Below are 18,171 nucleotides of genomic sequence, written 5' to 3'. Positions count from 1 at the left end.
GAGACGGGTCAGGCGGACACGGCCTTGCGCACCATGTCCCAATAGATCTGTTCGACCTGATCCAGCGACAGGCGCCCGCCGGCCCGATACCAGGTCATGACGCCGTTCAGCATCGCAATCACCGCAAGCGTGGCAATCTTGGCATCCTGAAGCGCGAACACCCCCTCGGCCTGTCCGGCGACCAGGATTCCCTGCAGCGCGTCCTCGTAATCGCGCCGCAGGGCTTCGATCTCGGCAAAGTTCTCGGGGGTGAGGTTGCGCAGCTCCATGTAGGCGATGAAAACCTCTTCGGGCCGCTGCATGTGGAACCGGATGTGGAACCCGACGAACTGACGCAGCGCATCAAGCGCGCAATCCTGCGGCGGCAAACCCTTCTGGGCGGCCAGCAACTCCTCCATGTGGTCGCGCATCAACCGGTACAGAAGGCTTTGCTTGTCGGGCGTATAATTGTACAGCGCACCGGCCTGTACGCCGACCTCGGCCGCGATTTGCCGCATGGAAACAGCGGCATATCCATATCGCGCGAACAGATGCAACGCCGCTTTGCGTATGCGCGGGCCTGTGATATCCGAGTGAGAACCTTGTGTGCGTGCCATGATCGGCAGTTTATATGAACAAACGTTCAAATAGAACCCCGCTTGATCCCGGGCGTCGGAAGGTGCATCACGACAGGGTACGCAACTCTACGGGATCCGCGATGAAGCCGCTGCCTGTCCTTTTTCTTGTGGCACTGTCCGCCGGATGCACGGACTTCCCCGAGCTCCGAGGCCGCGAGGCAGCAACCGTCGTGGATGCCCCCTACCCCAAACTGATCCCGCTGGACGAGGCCTTGGGGCCACCGGTTGACGTGGCCAGCGAGGCCGCTGATCTGAGAAAGGATCTGACCGAGCGCAAGAAGTCCCTGCGCAAGCGCGCCAACAGGTTGCAGAACACCCCAATCGACTAAAGGAAGACCGGCCATCGACCGGTGCAGACGGTTGCTGGGACGCTGACCGATTGCACCGCCGGTCCGAACCCGCTAAGGCAGCGAAGAACGGGCGGAATGCCCCGAACAGCCGAAACCCGAGCAGAAAGGAACCCACGGAATGACACAGGCGCTGCGGCTTGGAATTGCTGGCTTGGGAACCGTGGGTGTGGGCGTGGTCAAGATCATCCGGCGCCACGCCGATCTGCTGCAGTCCCGCACCGGCCGACCCATCGAGATCGTGGCCGTTTCAGCGCGTGATTCCACCAAGGACCGCGGCGTCAACCTGTCGGGCTACGCTTGGGAGACCGACCCGGTCGCCTTGGCCCGGCGTGACGACATCGACGTGTTCGTCGAGCTGATGGGCGGTGAGAACGGGCCGGCCAAGGCCTCGGTCGAGGCGGCCCTGACCACCGGCAAGGATGTCGTGACGGCAAACAAGGCGCTTCTGGCGATCCACGGTCAGGCGCTGGCTGAAATGGCCGAGGCCGCGGGCCGCGTGATCCGGTTCGAGGCGGCCGTCGCGGGTGGTATCCCGGTCATCAAATCGCTGACCGAAGGTCTGGCCGGGAACGAGATTACCCGCGTGATGGGCGTAATGAACGGCACCTGCAACTATATTCTGACCCGCATGCAGTCGCAGGGTCTGGGCTACAACGCCCTGTTTGAGGAATGCGCGCAGCTGGGCTACCTCGAGGCCGATCCGAACCTGGACGTAGGCGGCATCGACGCGGCGCACAAGCTGGCGCTGCTGGCGTCGATCGCCTTCGGCACAAAACCCAATTTCGACGGGATCGAGATCGAGGGGATTCAACACATCAGCCTGGACGACATCCACCAGGCAGACGACATGGGCTACCGCATCAAGTTGCTGGGCGTGGCGCAACGCACACCGCGCGGGCTGGAACAGCGGATGCAGCCTTGCCTGGTGCCCAGCGACTCGCCGCTGGGACAGTTGGAAGGCGGCACCAACATGGTGGTGATCGAGGGCGACGCGGTGGAACAGGTCGTTCTGCGCGGCCCCGGCGCGGGCGAAGGCCCCACGGCCAGCGCAGTCATGGGCGATGTCTGCGACCTGGCGCGCGGGCTGCGCATCGCGACCTTCGGGCGTCCGGCCACCACTCTGGTCGATGCCGAACCCGCCATCACCGGCCTGCCCGCCCCGTATTACCTGCGACTGGCTCTGCTGGACAAACCCGGTGCGCTGGCAAAGGTGGCGGCCATTCTGGGCAATGCCGGCGTCTCGATCGACCGGATGCGCCAATACGCCCATGCCGAGGACACCGCCCCGGTTCTAATCGTCACCCACAAGACCACCCGCGCAACCCTGGACATCGCGCTGGAGGAACTGCGCAAGACCGACGTGGTTTCCGGTGAACCGGTCGCGCTGCGCATTGAGCAGGTCTGAACCCTTGCGGCCTGCGCCACGGGCAGGCTATGCCAGTCAACAACGTTCAAGATTGCCAAAGGATACCCACGCATGAGCGCTGCCAAGATCGATTTCAATGACCGCATGTTGTCCCTCGGCCTGGCCCGGGTCGCCGAACAGGCCGCCCTGGCCTCGGCCTCGTTGGTCGGGCGCGGTGACGAGAAGGCAGCCGACCAGGCCGCCGTCAACGCCATGCGCGAACAGCTGAACTTGCTGGACATCGCCGGCGTGGTCGTCATTGGCGAGGGCGAGCGCGACGAGGCGCCTATGCTGTATATCGGCGAAGAGGTCGGCACCGGCAACGGCCCCGGCGTGGACATCGCGCTGGACCCGCTGGAAGGCACTACCCTGACCGCCAAGGACATGCCCAACGCGCTGACCGTCATCGCCATGGGGCCGCGCGGGTCGATGCTGCACGCGCCCGACGTGTACATGGACAAGCTGGCCGTGGGCCCGGGCTATCCGGAAAACGTTGTGTCGCTTGACATGAGCCCGCGCGAGCGGGTCGAGGCCCTGGCCAAGGCCAAGGGCTGCGAGCCCAGCGACATCACCGTCTGCATTTTGGAACGTCCCCGGCACGAGGCGATGATCGCCGAAGTGCGTGAAACTGGCGCGTCGATCCGGCTGATCACCGATGGGGACGTGGCCGGTGTGATGCACTGCGCCGAGGCAGAGGAAACCGGGATCGACATGTATATGGGCCAGGGCGGCGCCCCCGAGGGCGTGCTGGCGGCCGCGGCGCTGAAATGCATGGGCGGCCAGATCTTCGGCCGGCTGCTGTTCCGGAACGATGACGAACGCGGCCGCGCCGCCAAGGCAGGCATCACCGATCTAGACCGCGTCTATTCGCGCGACGAAATGGTGACGGCCGACGTGATCTTTGCCGCAACCGGCGTGACCGGCGGGTCGCTGCTGCCGCGCATCAAGCGCCAGCCGGGCTGGGTGGAAACCACCACGCTGCTGATGCGGTCGAAAACCGGCTCGGTCCGGCGCATGACCTACCGTACGCCGATCTGGCCGCACCTGAACGGGTGATTGCCCGACCGGCAACGTCAAAACCAACTCACAGGCCGTGCCCGCCCGGGCTCGGCCTTGCCCGTCAGGAGGGATAGGTTGAGCTTTCTAGGTGTCGAGCACTCTCTGACCGGCCGCAGGTGGGTTGGCCCACTGCCCGAGAAGGACCGCGCCGCCGAAATGCTGGCACAGCAGACCGACCTGCCCCGCCCGCTGTGCCAGGTGCTGGCCCGCCGCGGCGTGGCCCCAGCCGAGGCCGTGAGCTTTCTGGCGCCCAAGCTGCGCGACCTACTGCCCGACCCGCGCGAACTGAAGGACATGGAAACCGCCGCCGCCCGCTTCCTGCAGGCCGTGCGGCACAATCAGCGCATCGCGATCTTTGCCGATTACGACGTGGACGGTGGCAGTTCGGCCGCCCTGCTGATCGTGTGGCTGCGTCAGATGGGGTTGAACGCCACGCTGTACGTGCCCGACCGGATCGACGAGGGCTATGGCCCGAACGCACCCGCGATGGCCCAGCTGGCCGCGACGCATGACCTTATCATCTGCGTCGATTGCGGGACGCTCAGCCATGATGCCATCGCGGCGGCCCAGGGGGCGGACGTGATCGTCCTGGACCACCACCTGGGCGGAGAGACCCTGCCCGACTGCGTGGCCGTCGTGAACCCGAACCGCCAGGACGAAAGCGGAGACCTCGCCTATCTGTGCGCCGCCGCCGTCGTGTTCCTGATGCTGGTTGAGGCCGGCCGGCAGCTGCGCGCGGCGGGCGCCAAGGGCCCTGACCTGATGGCGATGCTGGATCTCGTGGCTCTGGCCACGGTTGCCGATGTTGCGCCTCTGGTCGGGATCAACCGCGCGTTGGTACAGCAGGGGCTGAAGGTCATGGCGCAGCGCCTGCGGCCCGGCCTTGTGGCTCTGTCCGACGTGGCGCGCATGGATACCGCGCCCAACAGCTATCATCTGGGGTTCCTGCTGGGGCCACGGGTCAACGCCGGAGGGCGCATCGGCCAGGCCGATCTGGGCGCGCGCTTGCTGAGCACCGACTCTACCGTCGAAGCAGAAGCCTTGGCCAAGCGGTTGGACGCGTTGAATACCGAACGGCGCGACATCGAAAACGCCGTGCGCGCCGCCGCGCTAGCCCAGGCCGAAAATCGTGGGCTGGACGCACCGCTGGTCTGGGCGGCGGGCGACGGTTGGCATCCGGGCGTCGTGGGCATCGTGGCCTCGCGCCTGAAAGAGACGGCCAACCGCCCGGCGATCGTGATCGGCTTTGACGGCGACGAGGGCAAAGGGTCGGGCCGCTCGGTTTCGGGTGTCGATCTGGGGGCCGCGATTCACCGGCTGGCGTCCGAAGGGCTGCTGGTCAAGGGAGGCGGGCACAAGATGGCCGCAGGTCTGACCGTGATGCGCGATCAGCTGGAACCCGCCATGGCGCGCCTGAGCGAGTTGCTGGCCAAACAGGGGGCGGGCGAAGGCGGCCCCGCCGACCTGAAACTTGACGGTGTTCTGATGCCTGGCGCCGCCACGGTGGCATTGATCGAGCAGATTGAGCAGGCGGGTCCGTTCGGGGCCGGTGCCCCTGCCCCACGCTTTGCCCTGCCAGACCTGCAGGTGCGCTTTGCCAAACGCGTGGGCGAGACCCATCTGAAGTTGTCCCTGTCCGACGGTATGGGCCCAGGGATCGACGCCATCGCCTTTGGCGCCTTTGATGGCCCGATGGGCGATCGGCTGTCAAATCACGGCGGTGCCCGGTTCCATTTCGCAGGCCGGCTCGAGATCAATACCTGGGGCGGACGGCAGAGCGTTCAGCTGCGCCTGGAAGACGCGGCCGAGGCGAAATGACCCCTTTCGAGCCTGCCGGAACCGGGGCGCAAAAAAGTTTCACATGGCTGCATTTTTCGTCTTGCGGGGGCGGAACGTAATCCGTAAAAGGCCCTCCACAAGCCAGCGTGGCCCGTTCGTCTATCGGTTAGGACGCCAGGTTTTCAACCTGGAAAGAGGGGTTCGATTCCCCTACGGGCTGCCACTTGTGCTTGTGCAAGGCTTGCGTGGCCCGTTCGTCTATCGGTTAGGACGCCAGGTTTTCAACCTGGAAAGAGGGGTTCGATTCCCCTACGGGCTGCCACTCTTACTTTCCACCAAATCCATGGCGTTCCGTCGCTGGTGAACTGTTCACAGCCCGGGTCCGGCTGGGTCTGAGGTTCGGCGTCGACACCTTTCGGGTGGCTGGGCAACACAGCCCGACGCGTCCTCATCGCCCGCGACGCTACGTCGAACCCATTTAATGTCTCATTAATTCAAGATCTTACCTCATATCTCTGAGAGATCGAAACCGGGTGCCGCCTCAATTACTAATTTTTTAGTTTGACAGACTCGCGGAAAATCGCCGATGCTGCCTTTCATCCGGGTCGCACCGGAGAACCATAAATCTTGGGAGGAGAAAGATGCGGAAACATCTTTTGTCCGCAGTGGCGGCGGCTGCCGTCATTGCGGGGCACGGTCCGGTTTGGGCCGACGAAGCCGCAGCCAAACGCTGGATCGACGACGAATTTCAGCCATCCGCCTTGTCAAAAGACGAGCAGATGGCGGAGATGCAGTGGTTCATTAAGGCTGCTGAACCCTTTGCCGGAATGGAAATCAATGTCCTGTCGGAAGGCATCCCGACCCATTCCTATGAATCCGAGGTTCTGACCAAGGCATTCGAGGAAATCACCGGCATCAAGGTCAACCACCAGATCCTGGGTGAAGGCGAGGTCGTCCAGGCCGTTCAAACCCAGATGCAGACCGGTCGGAACCTGTATGACGGCTATGTCAACGACAGCGACCTGATCGGGACGCATTCGCGCCTGCAACTGGCCTATCCCCTCTCGGACATGATGGAAGGCGAATGGGCGGCTACGACCTCTCCAACGCTGGATCTGGACGACTTCATGGGCATCCAGTTCACTACCGGGCCGGACGGCAAGCTGTACCAGCTGCCCGACCAACAATTCGCCAACCTGTACTGGTTCCGCAAGGACTGGTTCGATGATGAAGCCAACAAGGCCGCATTCAAGGAAAAATATGGCTATGATTTGGGCGTTCCGGTCAACTGGTCGGCCTACGAGGATATCGCTGAGTTCTTCACCGAGGACGTCAAGGAAGTCGACGGGGTCGCGATCTATGGCCACATGGATTACGGCAAGCGCGCGCCCGACCTTGGCTGGCGCATGACCGATGCCTGGCTGTCGATGGCTGGCGCCGGCGACAAGGGCGAGCCCAACGGTATACCTGTCGATGAATGGGGCATCCGCATGGAAGCGGGCACCTGCAACCCGGTCGGCGCTTCGGTGTCGCGTGGCGGTGCCGCGAACGGCCCGGCGGCGGTCTATGCGATCCGCAAATGGGACGAATGGCTGCGCAAGTACGCGCCTCCGGGTGCGGCGTCCTATGACTTCTACCAGTCGCTGCCCGCTCTGTCGCAAGGCAACGTGGCTCAGCAGATCTTCTGGTACACGGCCTTTACCGCCGACATGGTCAAGCCCAAGTCCGAAGGCAACAACACCGTCGACGACGAGGGCAACCCGCTGTGGCGGATGGCGCCCAGCCCTCATGGTCCCTATTGGGAAGAAGGCCAGAAGGTTGGCTATCAGGACGTGGGATCGTGGACCTTCCTGAAATCCACCCCGTCGGATCGGGCACAGGCCGCGTGGCTGTACGCTCAGTTCGTGACGTCCAAGACCGTCGATGTGAAAAAGTCCCATGTGGGTCTGACCTTCATTCGCGACAGCTCGGTCAATCATGAGTCATTTACCGAACGCGCACCCAAGCTGGGTGGCCTCGTCGAGTTCTACCGCTCGCCCGACCGCGTGGCATGGTCGCCGACCGGCATCAACGTTCCCGACTACCCCAAGCTGGCCCAGATCTGGTGGCAGCAGATCGGCGACGTGAACTCGGGCGCCTTCACCCCGCAAGAGGCGATGGACCGTCTGGCCGAAGAGATGGACATCACCATGGCCCGTATGCAGGCTGCGGATGAAAGCGCTGGCGTTTACGGCGGCTGTGGTCCGCGCCTGAACGAGCCGCGCGACCCCGAATATTGGCTGAGCCAGCCGGGCGCGCCGAAGCCGAAGCTGGAAAACGAGAAGCCGCAAGGCCAGACCGTCAACTATGACGAACTGGTGGCACGCTGGCAGTCCCAGTAAGCCACTACTCCCCGGGGGGCGCCGGTACCGGCGCCCCTTGCCAACCAAGACCAAACAGCGTTGCCACGCGCTGCGGGATCGGAACCCACGGACATGATCGAATTACAAGACGCGACCAAGCGGGTCGGCACCGTTACCCATATCAAACCCACGTCCCTGACGCTGCAGACCGGCCATTTCAACGTGCTTCTGGGCGCGACCGGGTCGGGCAAGACATCTCTGATCAAGATGATGGCCGGCCTGGATCCGATTGCCTCGGGCAAGGTTCTGATGGACGGGCAGGACGTGACACGGCTGAGCACTCAGAAACGCAAGATCAGCCTCGTGCATCAGTTCTTCGTGAACTACCCGCATATGACTGTATTCGACAACATCGCCTCGCCGCTGCGCGTGGCCGGAATGGCGCAATCCGAGATCGAAGGCCGCGTGGAAGAGGCCGCCGACCTGCTGCAACTGCGCCCGATGCTGCACCGTCGCCCGCATGAACTGTCGGGTGGCCAACAGCAACGCACCGCTCTGGCCCGCGCCATCGCCAAGGACAGCCGCGCGGTATTCCTGGACGAGCCGCTGGCCAATCTGGACTACAAGCTGCGCGAGGAATTGCGCGAGCAATTGCCCGAGCTGTTCGCCGGGCGCGGCGCCGTGGTGGTCTATGCCACGTCCGAACCCGAAGAGGCGCTGCTGCTGGGCGGCTACACCGCCTTGATGGAGGACGGCCGCGTGACTCAGTTCGGCCCGACGGCGGACATCTATCGCAATCCCGAAAACCTCGCCGCCGCGCGGGTGTTTTCCGACCCGCCCATCAACGTGGCCCGCGTCACGATCACCGGTGGCCAGGTTCAGTTGGCCGGCGGCGGCACATGGCGGCTGAGCGAGGGCATCAGCCTGTCCGACGGGCAATACAAGGTCGCCGTGCGCCCGCACCGCGTCACCCCCGTGCGCGCCTCGGCCGATGACGTCGAGCTGACCGGCCGCGTGATCGTGACCGAACTGTCCGGATCGGATTCCAGCGCGCATTTCCAGCATGGCGAAGACGCCTGGGTGTCGCTGGCCGCCGGGGTCCACCCCTATCAGGTGGGCGAGGACCACACATTCTACATGAACCCGGCCCATTGCCGGTATTTCGGCCAAGACGGCAAAAGGGTGGCCTGACATGGCACAGATCAAGCTTTCAAACCTCAAACACAGCTACATGCCGTCGCCGCAAGGTACGCAGGACTATGCGCTGAAGGAAATCGACGTGACCTGGCGTGATGGCGGGGCCTATGCCCTGCTGGGGCCGTCGGGCTGCGGCAAGTCCACGCTGCTGAACATCATCTCGGGCCTGTTGACCCCGTCCGAGGGGCAGATCCTGTTCGACGACCGCGACGTGACCGCCCTGCCCCCTGATCAGCGCAACATCGCGCAAGTGTTCCAGTTTCCGGTGATCTACGACACGATGACCGTCGGCGAGAACTTGGCCTTTCCGCTCAAGAACCGCGGCGTCGATCCGGCGACGATTAAGCGGCGCGTCGACGAGATCGCCGAGATGCTGGATGTCACCGACATGCTGAACACCCGCGCCAGCGGCCTCAGCCCGGACAACAAGCAGAAGATCTCGATGGGCCGCGGTCTGGTCCGCGACGACGTGAACGCAGTGATGTTCGACGAGCCGCTGACCGTGATCGACCCGCATCTGAAATGGAAGCTGCGGTCCAAGCTGAAAGAGCTTCACCAGCGCGTCAAGGCGACGATGATCTATGTCACACACGACCAGACCGAAGCGCTCACCTTCGCAGACGAGGTGGTTGTGATGCAGGAAGGCGAAGTGGTCCAGATCGGAACTCCGGTCGAGCTGTTCGAGCGCCCGCAACACACATTCGTGGGCCATTTCATCGGCTCGCCCGGCATGAACGTGCTGCCCTGCGAGGCGCGGGGCGACCGTGCCCTGTTCGAAGGGCACGAGGTGATGCTGGAAGGTCCGGTCAGCGGCACCGGCGGTCGCACCGATCTGGGAATCCGGCCCGAATATGTGGGCTTTGGCCCCGATGGCATCCCGGCCCATATCACCAAGGTGGCCGATATCGGGCGGCACTATGTGGTTAGCGCCATGGTCGGCACCAGCCCAGTGAAGGCGGTGACCGAACACACGCCCCCCGAGCCCGGATCGCAAGTCTTTCTTCAATTCAAACCTGAACAGACGCGCGTCTATCGTGACGGCTGGATCGCAACCGAGGAGCGCGCCCGATGAGAACGGAAAATCAGAAAGCGTGGTTCTTTGTCCTGCCGGTGCTGGCGCTGGTGGCGTTCAACGCACTGGTGCCCATGATGACGGTGGTCAACTACTCGGTCCAGGAAACCTTCGGCAACAACCAGTTCTTCTGGGAAGGGCTGGGCTGGTTCGAACAGATCCTGCGGTCTGACCGCTTCCAGGCGGCGCTGGGGCGACAGTTCCTGTTCACCGCGCTGATCCTGATGATCGAGGTGCCGCTGGGCATCATCGTGGCCCTGTCGATGCCGCGCAAGGGCTTCTGGGTGCCGGTCTGCCTGGTACTGATGGCCCTGCCGATGCTGATCCCGTGGAACGTGGTCGGCTCGATGTGGAACATCTTCACCCTGCCCAAGATCGGCCTGCTGGGGTATTTCCTGAACGACGTGCTGGGCATCAACTATGACATGACCCAACAACCGCTGTCGGCCTGGATCACCATCGTGGTGATGGATGTCTGGCACTGGACCTCGCTGGTTGTGCTGCTGTGCTATGCCGGTCTGGTGTCCATCCCCGACGCCTATTACCAGGCAGCCAAGATCGACGGGGCAAGCCCGTGGTCGGTGTTCCGCTATATTCAGCTGCCCAAGATGAAGACGGTTCTGACCATCGCGGTTCTGCTGCGGTTCATGGACAGTTTCAACATCTACACCGAACCCTTCGTTCTGACCGGGGGCGGTCCCGGCAACTCGACCACCCTGCTGTCGATCGACCTGGTGAAGATCGCGCTGGGACAGTTCGACCTTGGCCCCGCGGCCGCGATGAGCCTGATCTATTTCGCCATTACGCTGCTGGTTTCCTGGGTCTTCTACACCCTCATGACAAAGGATGACGCGCAATGAAGAAGCGGTCCCTCATCCCGATCCTGTATATCGCGTTCCTGATGTTGCCGATCTATTGGCTGGTGGCGATGTCCTTCAAGACCACGAACGAGATCCTGTCAGGCTTCTCCCTTTTTCCCCAGACCTTTACGCTGGAGAACTACAAGGCCATCTTCACCGATCCGACGTGGTATTGGGGCTATATCAACTCGATCACCTATGTGACGATCAACACGGTCCTGTCGGTCTGCGTGGCGTTGCCTGCGGCCTACGCGTTCTCGCGCTATCGGTTCCTGGGCGACAAGCAGCTGTTCTTCTGGCTGCTGACCAACCGCATGGCCCCGGCGGCCGTGTTCGCCCTGCCCTTCTTTCAGCTGTATTCGTCGATCCACCTCTTCGACACCTACCTGGCGGTGGCACTGGCGCACACGCTGTTCAACGTGCCGCTAGCAGTGTGGATCCTGGAAGGTTTCATGCGCGGCATCCCGAAAGAGCTGGATGAAACCGCCTATGTCGACGGCTATTCCTTCCCCCGGTTCTTCGTCACGATCTTCCTGCCCAACATCAAGGCAGGCGTGGGCGTGGCGGCATTCTTCTGTTTCATGTTCTCGTGGGTGGAAATGCTGCTGGCCAAGACCCTGACGGCGGTTGAGGCCAAACCGATCGCCGCCGTGATGACCCGCACCGCGTCCAGCGCAGGCTACGAGCTGGGCCTGCTGGCTGCCGCCGGCACCCTGACCATCATCCCCGGCGCCATCGTCATCTGGTTTGTCCGCAACTACATCGCGCGCGGTTTCGCGATGGGACGTGTATGAGGTTCGACATGCGCAAACTCCTTCTCTCCTTCTCCCTGCTCGCCCCGTCCTCGGCGCTGGCGCAAGCCAAGGCCGGCTGGGGTAATGTCGGCCAGGAAGAACCCAAGGGCTTTTCCTGGACCGACCCGCTGTGGCCCGATTTCTGGATGGCCTGGACCCCGGCAACGCTGGCGGTTTTCGTGGGCATCTTCTCGGCCATCGCCCTGATCGGGGTACTCGAGGTGGTCAAGTTTCGCGACGGGATCGAACGCCGGGGCGTGCTGGGCCTGACCACCACATTGGGCGACCGGCTGTTCATCACCCTGCTGGGTTCGGCCTATATCTTTCTGGCCTGGCTGGGGCTGGTCGGCCAACCGGTCTGGACCCCGCTTTTCCTGTCGATCGGCTGGGGCATTTTCGTTTTCTGGAAAGTTTAGGCTTTGCGCAACCGCGAAAGGATGCTTGTCTGGCAAGCATAACAGGCAAAATGGTGACACCGAAACCGATGCGAAAGAGAAAGACAGGAAATCTGCTGACCGAGGTTGAACTGGAGTTCATGAACGAGCTTTGGGCACTTGGCGAAGGCTCGGTACGCGACGTGCTGGACCGGCTGCCGCCCGAGCGGAACCTAGCCTACACCTCGGGCGCGACGATCCTGCGTATCCTGGATGAAAAGGGATTTGTCCAAAGCCGCAAGGATGGCAAAACCCTGATCTATCGCCCGCTGCTTGAGAAGGACACCTATCAGGCGCGGTCGCTGCAGAACCTGTCTCGCACGTTGTTCGATGACACTCCGGCCTCGCTGGTGGCACGTCTTGTCGATGACGCCGGCCTGACCGAAGCTGATCTGGAGGAAATTCGAGCACTGGTAGAGAGGAGACTGCAAAATGACAGCGGTTAAACCGGTACTCGACGCCTATTTGGACCTGAATGTCGTGCTGGCCTTGTCCGCGCTGATCTGGCTGGCCGCCCGGGCGGCGTTGCGCCCAACGGTGCAGCGGCACAATTTCATCGTTCAATTGCGTGTGCTCAAGGCGCTTTGCCTGTGTGTTCTGCTCAGCCCGGTTCTGGCGCTGACGGTGACCGCACTGTCTGCGCAAATGTGGCCCGGACGCGCCGTGGCCATCGGGGACATCGCCGTCGCGGCCTATCTGCGGGGCGACATCGCCATGCCGGCGACCCAGTTCGAGGCCTTGCTGAACACACGCCAGCGCTGGGTCGATCTTGTGCTGTCCGGTCAAAGCCCGGTTCTGACCGGGCTTGTCGCGGCGCTGGTCCTTGCCGCGCTGCGCATTCTGGCACGGACGGTTCGGGATGCGCTGGCCATTCGCGAAACCGTTCAGAACAGCTTCCTCTGGCGCCGCTCGACCCGCGTGGACGTGCGCCTCTCGGACCGGATCACCGTTCCCTTCGCTGTGCGCGGTCTGCGCCGCCGCCATGTGGTGCTGCCCAGCCATCTGCTGGACACCCCGTGCGAGCTGCGCTTCGCGCTGGCACATGAACTCGAGCATGTCCGCGCCCGAGACGTCGAATGGGAGCTTGGATTCGAACTGCTGCGTCCGCTGTTGTTCTGGAACCCGGCCTTCTGGCTGCTGAAATATCAGTTCAGCCGTCTGCGTGAACTGTCCTGCGACCAATCCGTGGTCATGCGCCGCGGAATCGACGCCCGCGACTATACCAAATGTCTGCTGGATTACTGCGCCAGAACGGTCTCGCAGGGCCGCCCGCGTGTTCTGAACGTGGCCCTGGTTCCCGGTGGCAAGGCCAAGCGGGTCCTGCGGCAGCGGGTGATCGCCCTGGCCGACGCGCCCCGACTGAACGCGCCCGTGCCCGCCTTCTTTCTTGCGACGACGCTGATCTTTGCCGTTCTGGTGGCATTCGCGGCGGCATCGTTCCGCCAGACCCAGGATTGGAGCCACGACAGGCTGATGCTGTCGACGGTGGTCAATCTTGAACGGCTGGAAGCGCGCAACAACGGGAACTGACCGCCGCCGTCACCTATACACGCCCCACGGACCAAAGCGCGGCGCGGCGATCCGCGCCGGCCCAGAACAGCGGGCCGGACCATCACCGGACAGGCGGTCAAAGTCACGCATCATCGACCGCATGATTGCAAACGGATCGTTGCGTCGGTTGAATGCAGGTGCAAGCATGCGCGTCCTCCTCTGGTGTCGTTTCCCGGGCGCGACCTGTGACGTATCGCGCCGCGCACCCCCCCCCGACGGAGATCGGACATGCGGCAAGTCGGGCCGCCCCGAGGGCAGCGCAGTGTAGTCGCGTCAGTCATCTGTTCCCGTCCTGGCGAACGGCTGGCGGTCCGCTGTTTCAGCCGAACCTGTCACGTAACCACGAAACCTCAATCGGGCGTCTCACAACCGGCCAAAGTTTCGTTGAAACCAGATTTCAAGTGGGCGCCGATAGAGTTTTTCGCGCCCTCCGAGATGGGCAAGACGTGCTTTCTTTCAGCATGTTAAACCGACAGTCAGATGCCGGCACGTTCCACGGCACCTGTTTCGCGTTGCTGGAACCTGCCGCGTGTCCGGTTGGCGAAAGTCACCAGCGACAGCATCACCGGCACCTCGACCAACACACCCACTACCGTGGCCAGAGCCGCACCCGAGTTCAGGCCGAACAGGCTGATGGCGACGGCCACCGCCAGTTCAAAGAAGTTCGACGTGCCGATCAGCGCGCAGGGCGCCGCGATCCGGTGCGGCACGCGCAGGGCAAAGGCCGCCGCGTAGGCCACCGCAAAGATCCCGTAGGACTGGATCAGGATCGGCACGGCGATCAATGCAATGACCGCCGGCCGGTCTAGGATCACCTGCCCCTGCAGTCCGAACAGGATGACGACGGTCGCGATCAGGCCGACAACACCCCACGGCTTGACCCGGTCGCGGAACGCCGCGATCCGCTCAGCCGAGCCCAGCCGGTTGCGCGTCCAGACACCCGCCGCCAGTGGCAGTGCCACGAACAGGACAACCGACAGGACCAGCGTCTGCCACGGAACGGAAATGTCGGTCACGCCCAGCAGGAAGGCCACGATCGGAGCGAAGGCAAAGACCATGACAATATCATTCACCGACACCTGCAGCAGGGTATAGTTCTCGTCCCCCTTGGTCAGATGCGACCAGACGAACACCATTGCCGTGCAGGGTGCCGCACCCAGCAGGATCAGCCCCGCGATATATTGCTGGGCATCGGCGGGCGCGATCAGGTCGGCGAAGACGTATTCGAAGAACAGCACGCCCAGCGCCGCCATGGTAAAGGGCTTGATCAGCCAGTTGACCACCAGAGTGATCGCCAGCCCTTTGGGCTGTTTTACCACGTCGCGCAGGCTGCCCGGGTCCACCCCTACCATCATCGGATAGACCATGGCCCAGATCAGCACCGCCACCACCAGGTTGACATTGGCCACCTCGGCCGCCGCGATGGCCTGAACCAAACCCGGCGCGAACGAGCCGATGGCGATCCCAGCGGCCATGGCCAGCGCGATCCACAGGGACAGATACCGTTCAAATACGCTCATGCCGAGATCTCCGAAGTTGTTTGGGGCTGCAAGCGCCCCGCCGTCACGGCGGACAGCGAGACCATGGCGGCCGCCGTCCCCAGCATCAAGGGCAACCCGCCCCATTGATAGGTCAGCCCAGACAGCAGCGTACCCAACAGCCGCCCGCCCGCGTTAGCCATGTAGTAGAACCCCACATCCATCGTCACCCGCTCGGCTTGGGTGAAGGCCAGGATCAGGTAAGAATGCAGCGAGGAATTCACCGCAAAGACCGCGCCAAAGGCCAGCAGACCACCCACCAGCGTCAGCGTCAGCCATGGCGTCGGACCAGAGGACAGCAGCGCGGCCACCGTCAATAGGGCCGGCACACAGGCCAGCCCCCAGGCCCAGCTGCGCGCCGCTGCGACCAGATTGGCCTCATCCCGCGCCCCTGCCCGCAGCAGGCGCGGGGCGGCGGCCTGAAAGATGCCATACAGAATGACCCACATGGCCATGAACCCGCCGATCAGAAAAAAAGCCGCGCGGTTGCCTGCTTCGCTGCCATCCGACAGCACAGCATAGAAATAGATCGGGATGCCGACGACGAACCAGACGTCGCGCGCCCCGAACAGGAAGACCCGCGCCGCGGACAGCCAGTTCACATTGGCCGATTTCGAAAAGACCTCGGAAAACTTCGCGCCCTTGCGTCCTTTGGGCAGCCCCGGCGGCATCGCCAGCAGCACCGCCACCAAGATCAGGAACAAAACCCCCGCCATGCCCAGCACGGCACCCGTGAAGCCGAGCCCGGCCAACAAGGCCGCCCCCAGCAGGAAGCCAAGCCCTTTGACCGCGTTCTTCGACCCTGTCAGCACCGCCACCCAGCGGAACAGTCCGCCGCCTTCTGTGGGGGCCAACAGCTTGACTGCCGATTTCGACGACATCTTGGTCAGGTCCTTGGCCACTCCGCTGGCGCCCTGCACGACCATCACGAAGGCGACGGACACACCGATGGTCCAGCCCGGATCCAATTGCGCCAGCGCCAGCAATGCCAGCACCTGTATCGTCAGCCCTGCGTACAGGGTCGCGGTCAGCCCGAACCGCGCGGCGATCCACCCGGCGGCCAAGTTGGTGGCCATCCCGGCGATCTCGTACAGCACGAACAAATAGGCCAGCTGGACCGGTGAAAAGCCCAGAGTGTGAAAATGCAGCAGCACCAGCATCCGCAGGGCGCCGTCGGTCAGCATGAAGGCCCAATAGGCTGCCGTGACGGCCATATAGGCCGACAGCCCGTCCGGACGTTGGGAAGCGCGTGTCAAAGCGATGCCCCGACCATCATCGCGACATCCACCAGGCGGTGCGCATAGCCCATCTCGTTGTCGTACCAGGCATAAACCTTTACCTGCGTTCCGTTCACCACCATGGTCGACGGTGCATCCACGATGCTGGACCGGGTGTCATTGGTATAGTCGGTCGAGACCAGCGGACGCTCCTCATAGCCCAGAATGCCGGCCAGAGGCCCCTCGGCCGCGGCCTTGAACAGGGCGTTCACCTCTTCGGCCGTCGTTTCGCGTTCAACCTCGAACACGCAATCGGTCAGCGAGGCATTCAGCAGCGGCACCCGCACCGCATGCCCGTTCAGCCGCCCCGTCAGCTCGGGATAGATCAGGGTGATCGCCGTGGCGCTGCCAGTGGTCGTGGGGATCAGCGAGTTCAGCGCCGACCGGGCCCGGCGCAGGTCCTTGGCCGGACGGTCCACGATCGTCTGCGTGTTGGTCACGTCATGAATCGTGGTGATCGAGCCGTGCCGGATGCCCAGGCTCTCGTGGATCACCTTGACCACCGGGGCCAGGCAGTTCGTGGTGCAGCTGGCCGCGGTCACGATGCGGTGGCGGGCCGGGTCATAGGTGCCTTCGTTCACGCCAAAGACGATATTGGCCGTATCACCATCCTTGACCGGAGCCGAGACCACCACCTTTTTCAGGCCGGCGTCGAAGTAAGGGGCCAGCTTTGCCTCGGTCTTGAAAACTCCGGTGCAGTCGATGACGAGGTCGACGCCCTCAAGCGGCAGCTCCGACAGGTTGCGGGTTCCGATGAAGGGCAGCCGCACGCCGTCAATGGTGACCGAGTTTTCGTCATGACTGAAGTCGGCGGCCCAGCGGCCATGCACGGTGTCGAACTCCAGAAGATGCGCGTGCATCGCGGGGTCCCCCACCGCATCATTGATCCAGCCGATCTGCGCGCCTTTCTCAAGCAGGGGTTTCAGGGCCAGCTTGCCGATGCGGCCCAAGCCGTTGAGAGCATAAACGGTCATGTTCTTTCTCCGGTATGAATCCGGCCGATGTCATCCACGGCCTTCTGAAGCGATATGCGATCAAGGGTTTCAAGCGGCAGCGATGAAAAGGTCAGGATTCGGTTGCGGATCGCGTCGTAAGCATCTTGAAAGGCACAAGTTATCTGCTCTTGCGTCCCGTCGGCTCCGACCGGATCGGGCACGCCCCAATGCGCGCTGATGGGCTGGCCGGGCCAGGCGGGACAGTCTTCGTTCGCGGCCTGATCGCAGACCGTGAACACGAAATCGAAATCCGGCGCGCCCGGGGTTTGAAGCTCGGTGATGGTCTTGGCGCGCAAATCCGAAATGTCATGGCCGTTGAGCTTCAGCACCTGCAAAGCAACCGGGTTCAACGCAGCCCGGGCCCGGGTTCCGGCCGAATACACGTTGAACCGGTCGCCCGCCTCGTCCCGCAGGATCGCCTCGGCAAAGATCGACCGCGCCGAATTGCCGGTGCAGATGAACAACACATTGAACTTCCGGTCCCGATCGGCCTTGTCAGACGTGGTGCAGGAAGCGGGCGCGCAGATCTCGGGGCGGCCGCGGCAGCAGTCCAGCAGCAAATAGTCGATCGTCCCGCGCACTGCCGCCATCTCGATGGCATAGCGCAGCGAAGTCCCTGCCCGCTCCTGCGAAACCAGGCCCACCTGCAGCAATGCACTCAGATAATTCGACAAAGTGTTGGGCTTTAGCCCCAGCGCGCCCGCGATCTCCGAGGCCGGGACGCGGTCGGGATAGCGCCGCATCAGCAGCCGAAATACGGCAAGCCGCTGTGGATGTCCCAGGGTGGACAGGCGTTCGGGAATCATTTTTTCCATATTTCATGAATATTCGAATATAAAAGCACTGTGCAAGTGACGGTTTGATGACAACGCGTACTCTCGCAGTGCCGCAAACCGACAGG

18 protein-coding genes and 2 tRNA genes are annotated in these 18,171 nt (G+C 63.3%); 14 read left to right on the top strand and 6 right to left on the bottom strand.

What is annotated here, in order from left to right; all coding sequences use genetic code 11:
- Nucleotides 1-8 precede the first annotated feature (8 nt).
- Nucleotides 9-596 carry a TetR-type transcription factor C-terminal domain-containing protein gene (locus tag AC2FNS_RS14655; protein ID WP_490360811.1) on the bottom strand — a complete coding sequence of 196 codons (588 nt, stop codon included), beginning with the start codon at nucleotides 594-596 and terminating at the stop codon, nucleotides 9-11.
- A gap of 101 nt (nucleotides 597-697) precedes the next feature.
- Here AC2FNS_RS14655 and AC2FNS_RS14650 point away from each other — a divergent pair, with 101 nt between their 5' ends.
- From AC2FNS_RS14650 to AC2FNS_RS14585, 14 genes are all read left to right on the top strand, one after another.
- Nucleotides 698-946: a hypothetical protein gene (locus AC2FNS_RS14650; protein ID WP_496679548.1), complete on the top strand. Its 249-nt coding sequence runs from the start codon at nucleotides 698-700 to the stop codon at nucleotides 944-946.
- Between the two features lie 139 nt (nucleotides 947-1,085).
- Nucleotides 1,086-2,372 carry a homoserine dehydrogenase gene (locus AC2FNS_RS14645; protein WP_496710924.1) on the top strand — a complete coding sequence of 429 codons (1,287 nt, stop codon included), beginning with the start codon at nucleotides 1,086-1,088 and terminating at the stop codon, nucleotides 2,370-2,372.
- A gap of 72 nt (nucleotides 2,373-2,444) precedes the next feature.
- A complete protein-coding gene (glpX, locus tag AC2FNS_RS14640) occupies nucleotides 2,445-3,428 on the top strand; it encodes a class II fructose-bisphosphatase (protein ID WP_496710925.1) in 984 nt (327 codons plus the stop codon).
- Nucleotides 3,429-3,506: 78 nt separating this feature from the next.
- Nucleotides 3,507-5,249 (top strand): single-stranded-DNA-specific exonuclease RecJ, encoded by a 1,743-nt coding sequence (recJ, locus tag AC2FNS_RS14635; RefSeq protein WP_496710926.1) that lies wholly within the window; start codon nucleotides 3,507-3,509, stop codon nucleotides 5,247-5,249.
- 109 nt (nucleotides 5,250-5,358) lie between these two features.
- Nucleotides 5,359-5,433, top strand: a tRNA-Glu gene (locus AC2FNS_RS14630).
- Nucleotides 5,434-5,457: 24 nt separating this feature from the next.
- A tRNA-Glu gene (locus AC2FNS_RS14625) sits at nucleotides 5,458-5,532 on the top strand.
- A gap of 319 nt (nucleotides 5,533-5,851) precedes the next feature.
- The gene (locus AC2FNS_RS14620) at nucleotides 5,852-7,591 is read left to right on the top strand and encodes an ABC transporter substrate-binding protein (RefSeq protein ID WP_496679539.1); all 1,740 of its coding nucleotides are present in this window, start codon (nucleotides 5,852-5,854) and stop codon (nucleotides 7,589-7,591) included.
- A 93-nt stretch (nucleotides 7,592-7,684) separates the two neighbouring features.
- Nucleotides 7,685-8,743 carry an ABC transporter ATP-binding protein gene (locus AC2FNS_RS14615; RefSeq protein WP_496679538.1) on the top strand — a complete coding sequence of 353 codons (1,059 nt, stop codon included), beginning with the start codon at nucleotides 7,685-7,687 and terminating at the stop codon, nucleotides 8,741-8,743.
- Nucleotide 8,744: 1 nt separating this feature from the next.
- Nucleotides 8,745-9,821 (top strand): ABC transporter ATP-binding protein, encoded by a 1,077-nt coding sequence (locus AC2FNS_RS14610; protein ID WP_496710927.1) that lies wholly within the window; start codon nucleotides 8,745-8,747, stop codon nucleotides 9,819-9,821.
- Nucleotides 9,818-10,681 carry a carbohydrate ABC transporter permease gene (locus AC2FNS_RS14605; RefSeq protein WP_005983941.1) on the top strand — a complete coding sequence of 288 codons (864 nt, stop codon included), beginning with the start codon at nucleotides 9,818-9,820 and terminating at the stop codon, nucleotides 10,679-10,681. Before AC2FNS_RS14610 ends, AC2FNS_RS14605 begins: the two co-directional genes overlap by 4 nt.
- Nucleotides 10,678-11,475, top strand: a complete 798-nt coding sequence (locus AC2FNS_RS14600) for a carbohydrate ABC transporter permease (protein WP_475143518.1) — start codon at nucleotides 10,678-10,680, stop codon at nucleotides 11,473-11,475. The genes AC2FNS_RS14605 and AC2FNS_RS14600 overlap by 4 nt, the downstream gene beginning before the upstream one ends.
- A gap of 146 nt (nucleotides 11,476-11,621) precedes the next feature.
- Complete coding sequence (locus tag AC2FNS_RS14595) at nucleotides 11,622-11,891, top strand: DUF2160 domain-containing protein (RefSeq protein ID WP_370797609.1); 270 nt, start codon at nucleotides 11,622-11,624, stop codon at nucleotides 11,889-11,891.
- 68 nt (nucleotides 11,892-11,959) lie between these two features.
- Nucleotides 11,960-12,355, top strand: coding sequence for a BlaI/MecI/CopY family transcriptional regulator (locus AC2FNS_RS14590; protein WP_005983946.1), 396 nt, complete (start codon nucleotides 11,960-11,962; stop codon nucleotides 12,353-12,355).
- A complete protein-coding gene (locus tag AC2FNS_RS14585) occupies nucleotides 12,342-13,439 on the top strand; it encodes a M56 family metallopeptidase (protein WP_496710928.1) in 1,098 nt (365 codons plus the stop codon). Before AC2FNS_RS14590 ends, AC2FNS_RS14585 begins: the two co-directional genes overlap by 14 nt.
- Nucleotides 13,440-13,448: 9 nt before the next feature.
- On the opposite strand, the gene AC2FNS_RS14580 is transcribed toward AC2FNS_RS14585, so the two are convergent.
- From AC2FNS_RS14580 to AC2FNS_RS14560, 5 genes are all read right to left on the bottom strand, one after another.
- Complete coding sequence (locus tag AC2FNS_RS14580) at nucleotides 13,449-13,607, bottom strand: hypothetical protein (RefSeq protein ID WP_496687030.1); 159 nt, start codon at nucleotides 13,605-13,607, stop codon at nucleotides 13,449-13,451.
- 329 nt (nucleotides 13,608-13,936) lie between these two features.
- Nucleotides 13,937-14,980: an ACR3 family arsenite efflux transporter gene (arsB, locus tag AC2FNS_RS14575; RefSeq protein ID WP_496710929.1), complete on the bottom strand. Its 1,044-nt coding sequence runs from the start codon at nucleotides 14,978-14,980 to the stop codon at nucleotides 13,937-13,939.
- Nucleotides 14,977-16,212: an organoarsenical effux MFS transporter ArsJ gene (gene arsJ / locus AC2FNS_RS14570; RefSeq protein ID WP_496710977.1), complete on the bottom strand. Its 1,236-nt coding sequence runs from the start codon at nucleotides 16,210-16,212 to the stop codon at nucleotides 14,977-14,979. The genes arsB and arsJ overlap by 4 nt, the downstream gene beginning before the upstream one ends.
- A 38-nt stretch (nucleotides 16,213-16,250) precedes the next feature.
- The gene (locus AC2FNS_RS14565; protein ID WP_496710930.1) at nucleotides 16,251-17,249 is read right to left on the bottom strand and encodes an ArsJ-associated glyceraldehyde-3-phosphate dehydrogenase; all 999 of its coding nucleotides are present in this window, start codon (nucleotides 17,247-17,249) and stop codon (nucleotides 16,251-16,253) included.
- Nucleotides 17,246-18,085, bottom strand: coding sequence for an arsenate reductase/protein-tyrosine-phosphatase family protein (locus AC2FNS_RS14560; protein ID WP_496710931.1), 840 nt, complete (start codon nucleotides 18,083-18,085; stop codon nucleotides 17,246-17,248). Before AC2FNS_RS14560 ends, AC2FNS_RS14565 begins: the two co-directional genes overlap by 4 nt.
- Between the last annotated feature and the right edge of the window lie 86 nt (nucleotides 18,086-18,171).

The organism is Ruegeria sp. BHSA191 (genome assembly GCF_059613325.1).
The sequence above is the reverse complement of the archived record's forward strand: the minus strand, read 5'-3'. Positions and strand labels throughout refer to the sequence as shown.

Coding starts and splice junctions, on each gene's coding strand:
- AC2FNS_RS14655 (WP_490360811.1), bottom strand. CDS start 596: ATGGCACGCACACAAGGTTCTCACTCGGATATCACAGGCCCGCGCATA.
- AC2FNS_RS14650 (WP_496679548.1), top strand. CDS start 698: ATGAAGCCGCTGCCTGTCCTTTTTCTTGTGGCACTGTCCGCCGGATGC.
- AC2FNS_RS14645 (WP_496710924.1), top strand. CDS start 1,086: ATGACACAGGCGCTGCGGCTTGGAATTGCTGGCTTGGGAACCGTGGGT.
- glpX (WP_496710925.1), top strand. CDS start 2,445: ATGAGCGCTGCCAAGATCGATTTCAATGACCGCATGTTGTCCCTCGGC.
- AC2FNS_RS14620 (WP_496679539.1), top strand. CDS start 5,852: ATGCGGAAACATCTTTTGTCCGCAGTGGCGGCGGCTGCCGTCATTGCG.
- AC2FNS_RS14615 (WP_496679538.1), top strand. CDS start 7,685: ATGATCGAATTACAAGACGCGACCAAGCGGGTCGGCACCGTTACCCAT.
- AC2FNS_RS14610 (WP_496710927.1), top strand. CDS start 8,745: ATGGCACAGATCAAGCTTTCAAACCTCAAACACAGCTACATGCCGTCG.
- AC2FNS_RS14605 (WP_005983941.1), top strand. CDS start 9,818: ATGAGAACGGAAAATCAGAAAGCGTGGTTCTTTGTCCTGCCGGTGCTG.
- AC2FNS_RS14600 (WP_475143518.1), top strand. CDS start 10,678: ATGAAGAAGCGGTCCCTCATCCCGATCCTGTATATCGCGTTCCTGATG.
- AC2FNS_RS14595 (WP_370797609.1), top strand. CDS start 11,622: ATGGCCTGGACCCCGGCAACGCTGGCGGTTTTCGTGGGCATCTTCTCG.
- AC2FNS_RS14590 (WP_005983946.1), top strand. CDS start 11,960: ATGCGAAAGAGAAAGACAGGAAATCTGCTGACCGAGGTTGAACTGGAG.
- AC2FNS_RS14585 (WP_496710928.1), top strand. CDS start 12,342: ATGACAGCGGTTAAACCGGTACTCGACGCCTATTTGGACCTGAATGTC.
- AC2FNS_RS14580 (WP_496687030.1), bottom strand. CDS start 13,607: ATGCTTGCACCTGCATTCAACCGACGCAACGATCCGTTTGCAATCATG.
- arsB (WP_496710929.1), bottom strand. CDS start 14,980: ATGAGCGTATTTGAACGGTATCTGTCCCTGTGGATCGCGCTGGCCATG.
- arsJ (WP_496710977.1), bottom strand. CDS start 16,212: ATGGCCGTCACGGCAGCCTATTGGGCCTTCATGCTGACCGACGGCGCC.
- AC2FNS_RS14565 (WP_496710930.1), bottom strand. CDS start 17,249: ATGACCGTTTATGCTCTCAACGGCTTGGGCCGCATCGGCAAGCTGGCC.
- AC2FNS_RS14560 (WP_496710931.1), bottom strand. CDS start 18,085: ATGGAAAAAATGATTCCCGAACGCCTGTCCACCCTGGGACATCCACAG.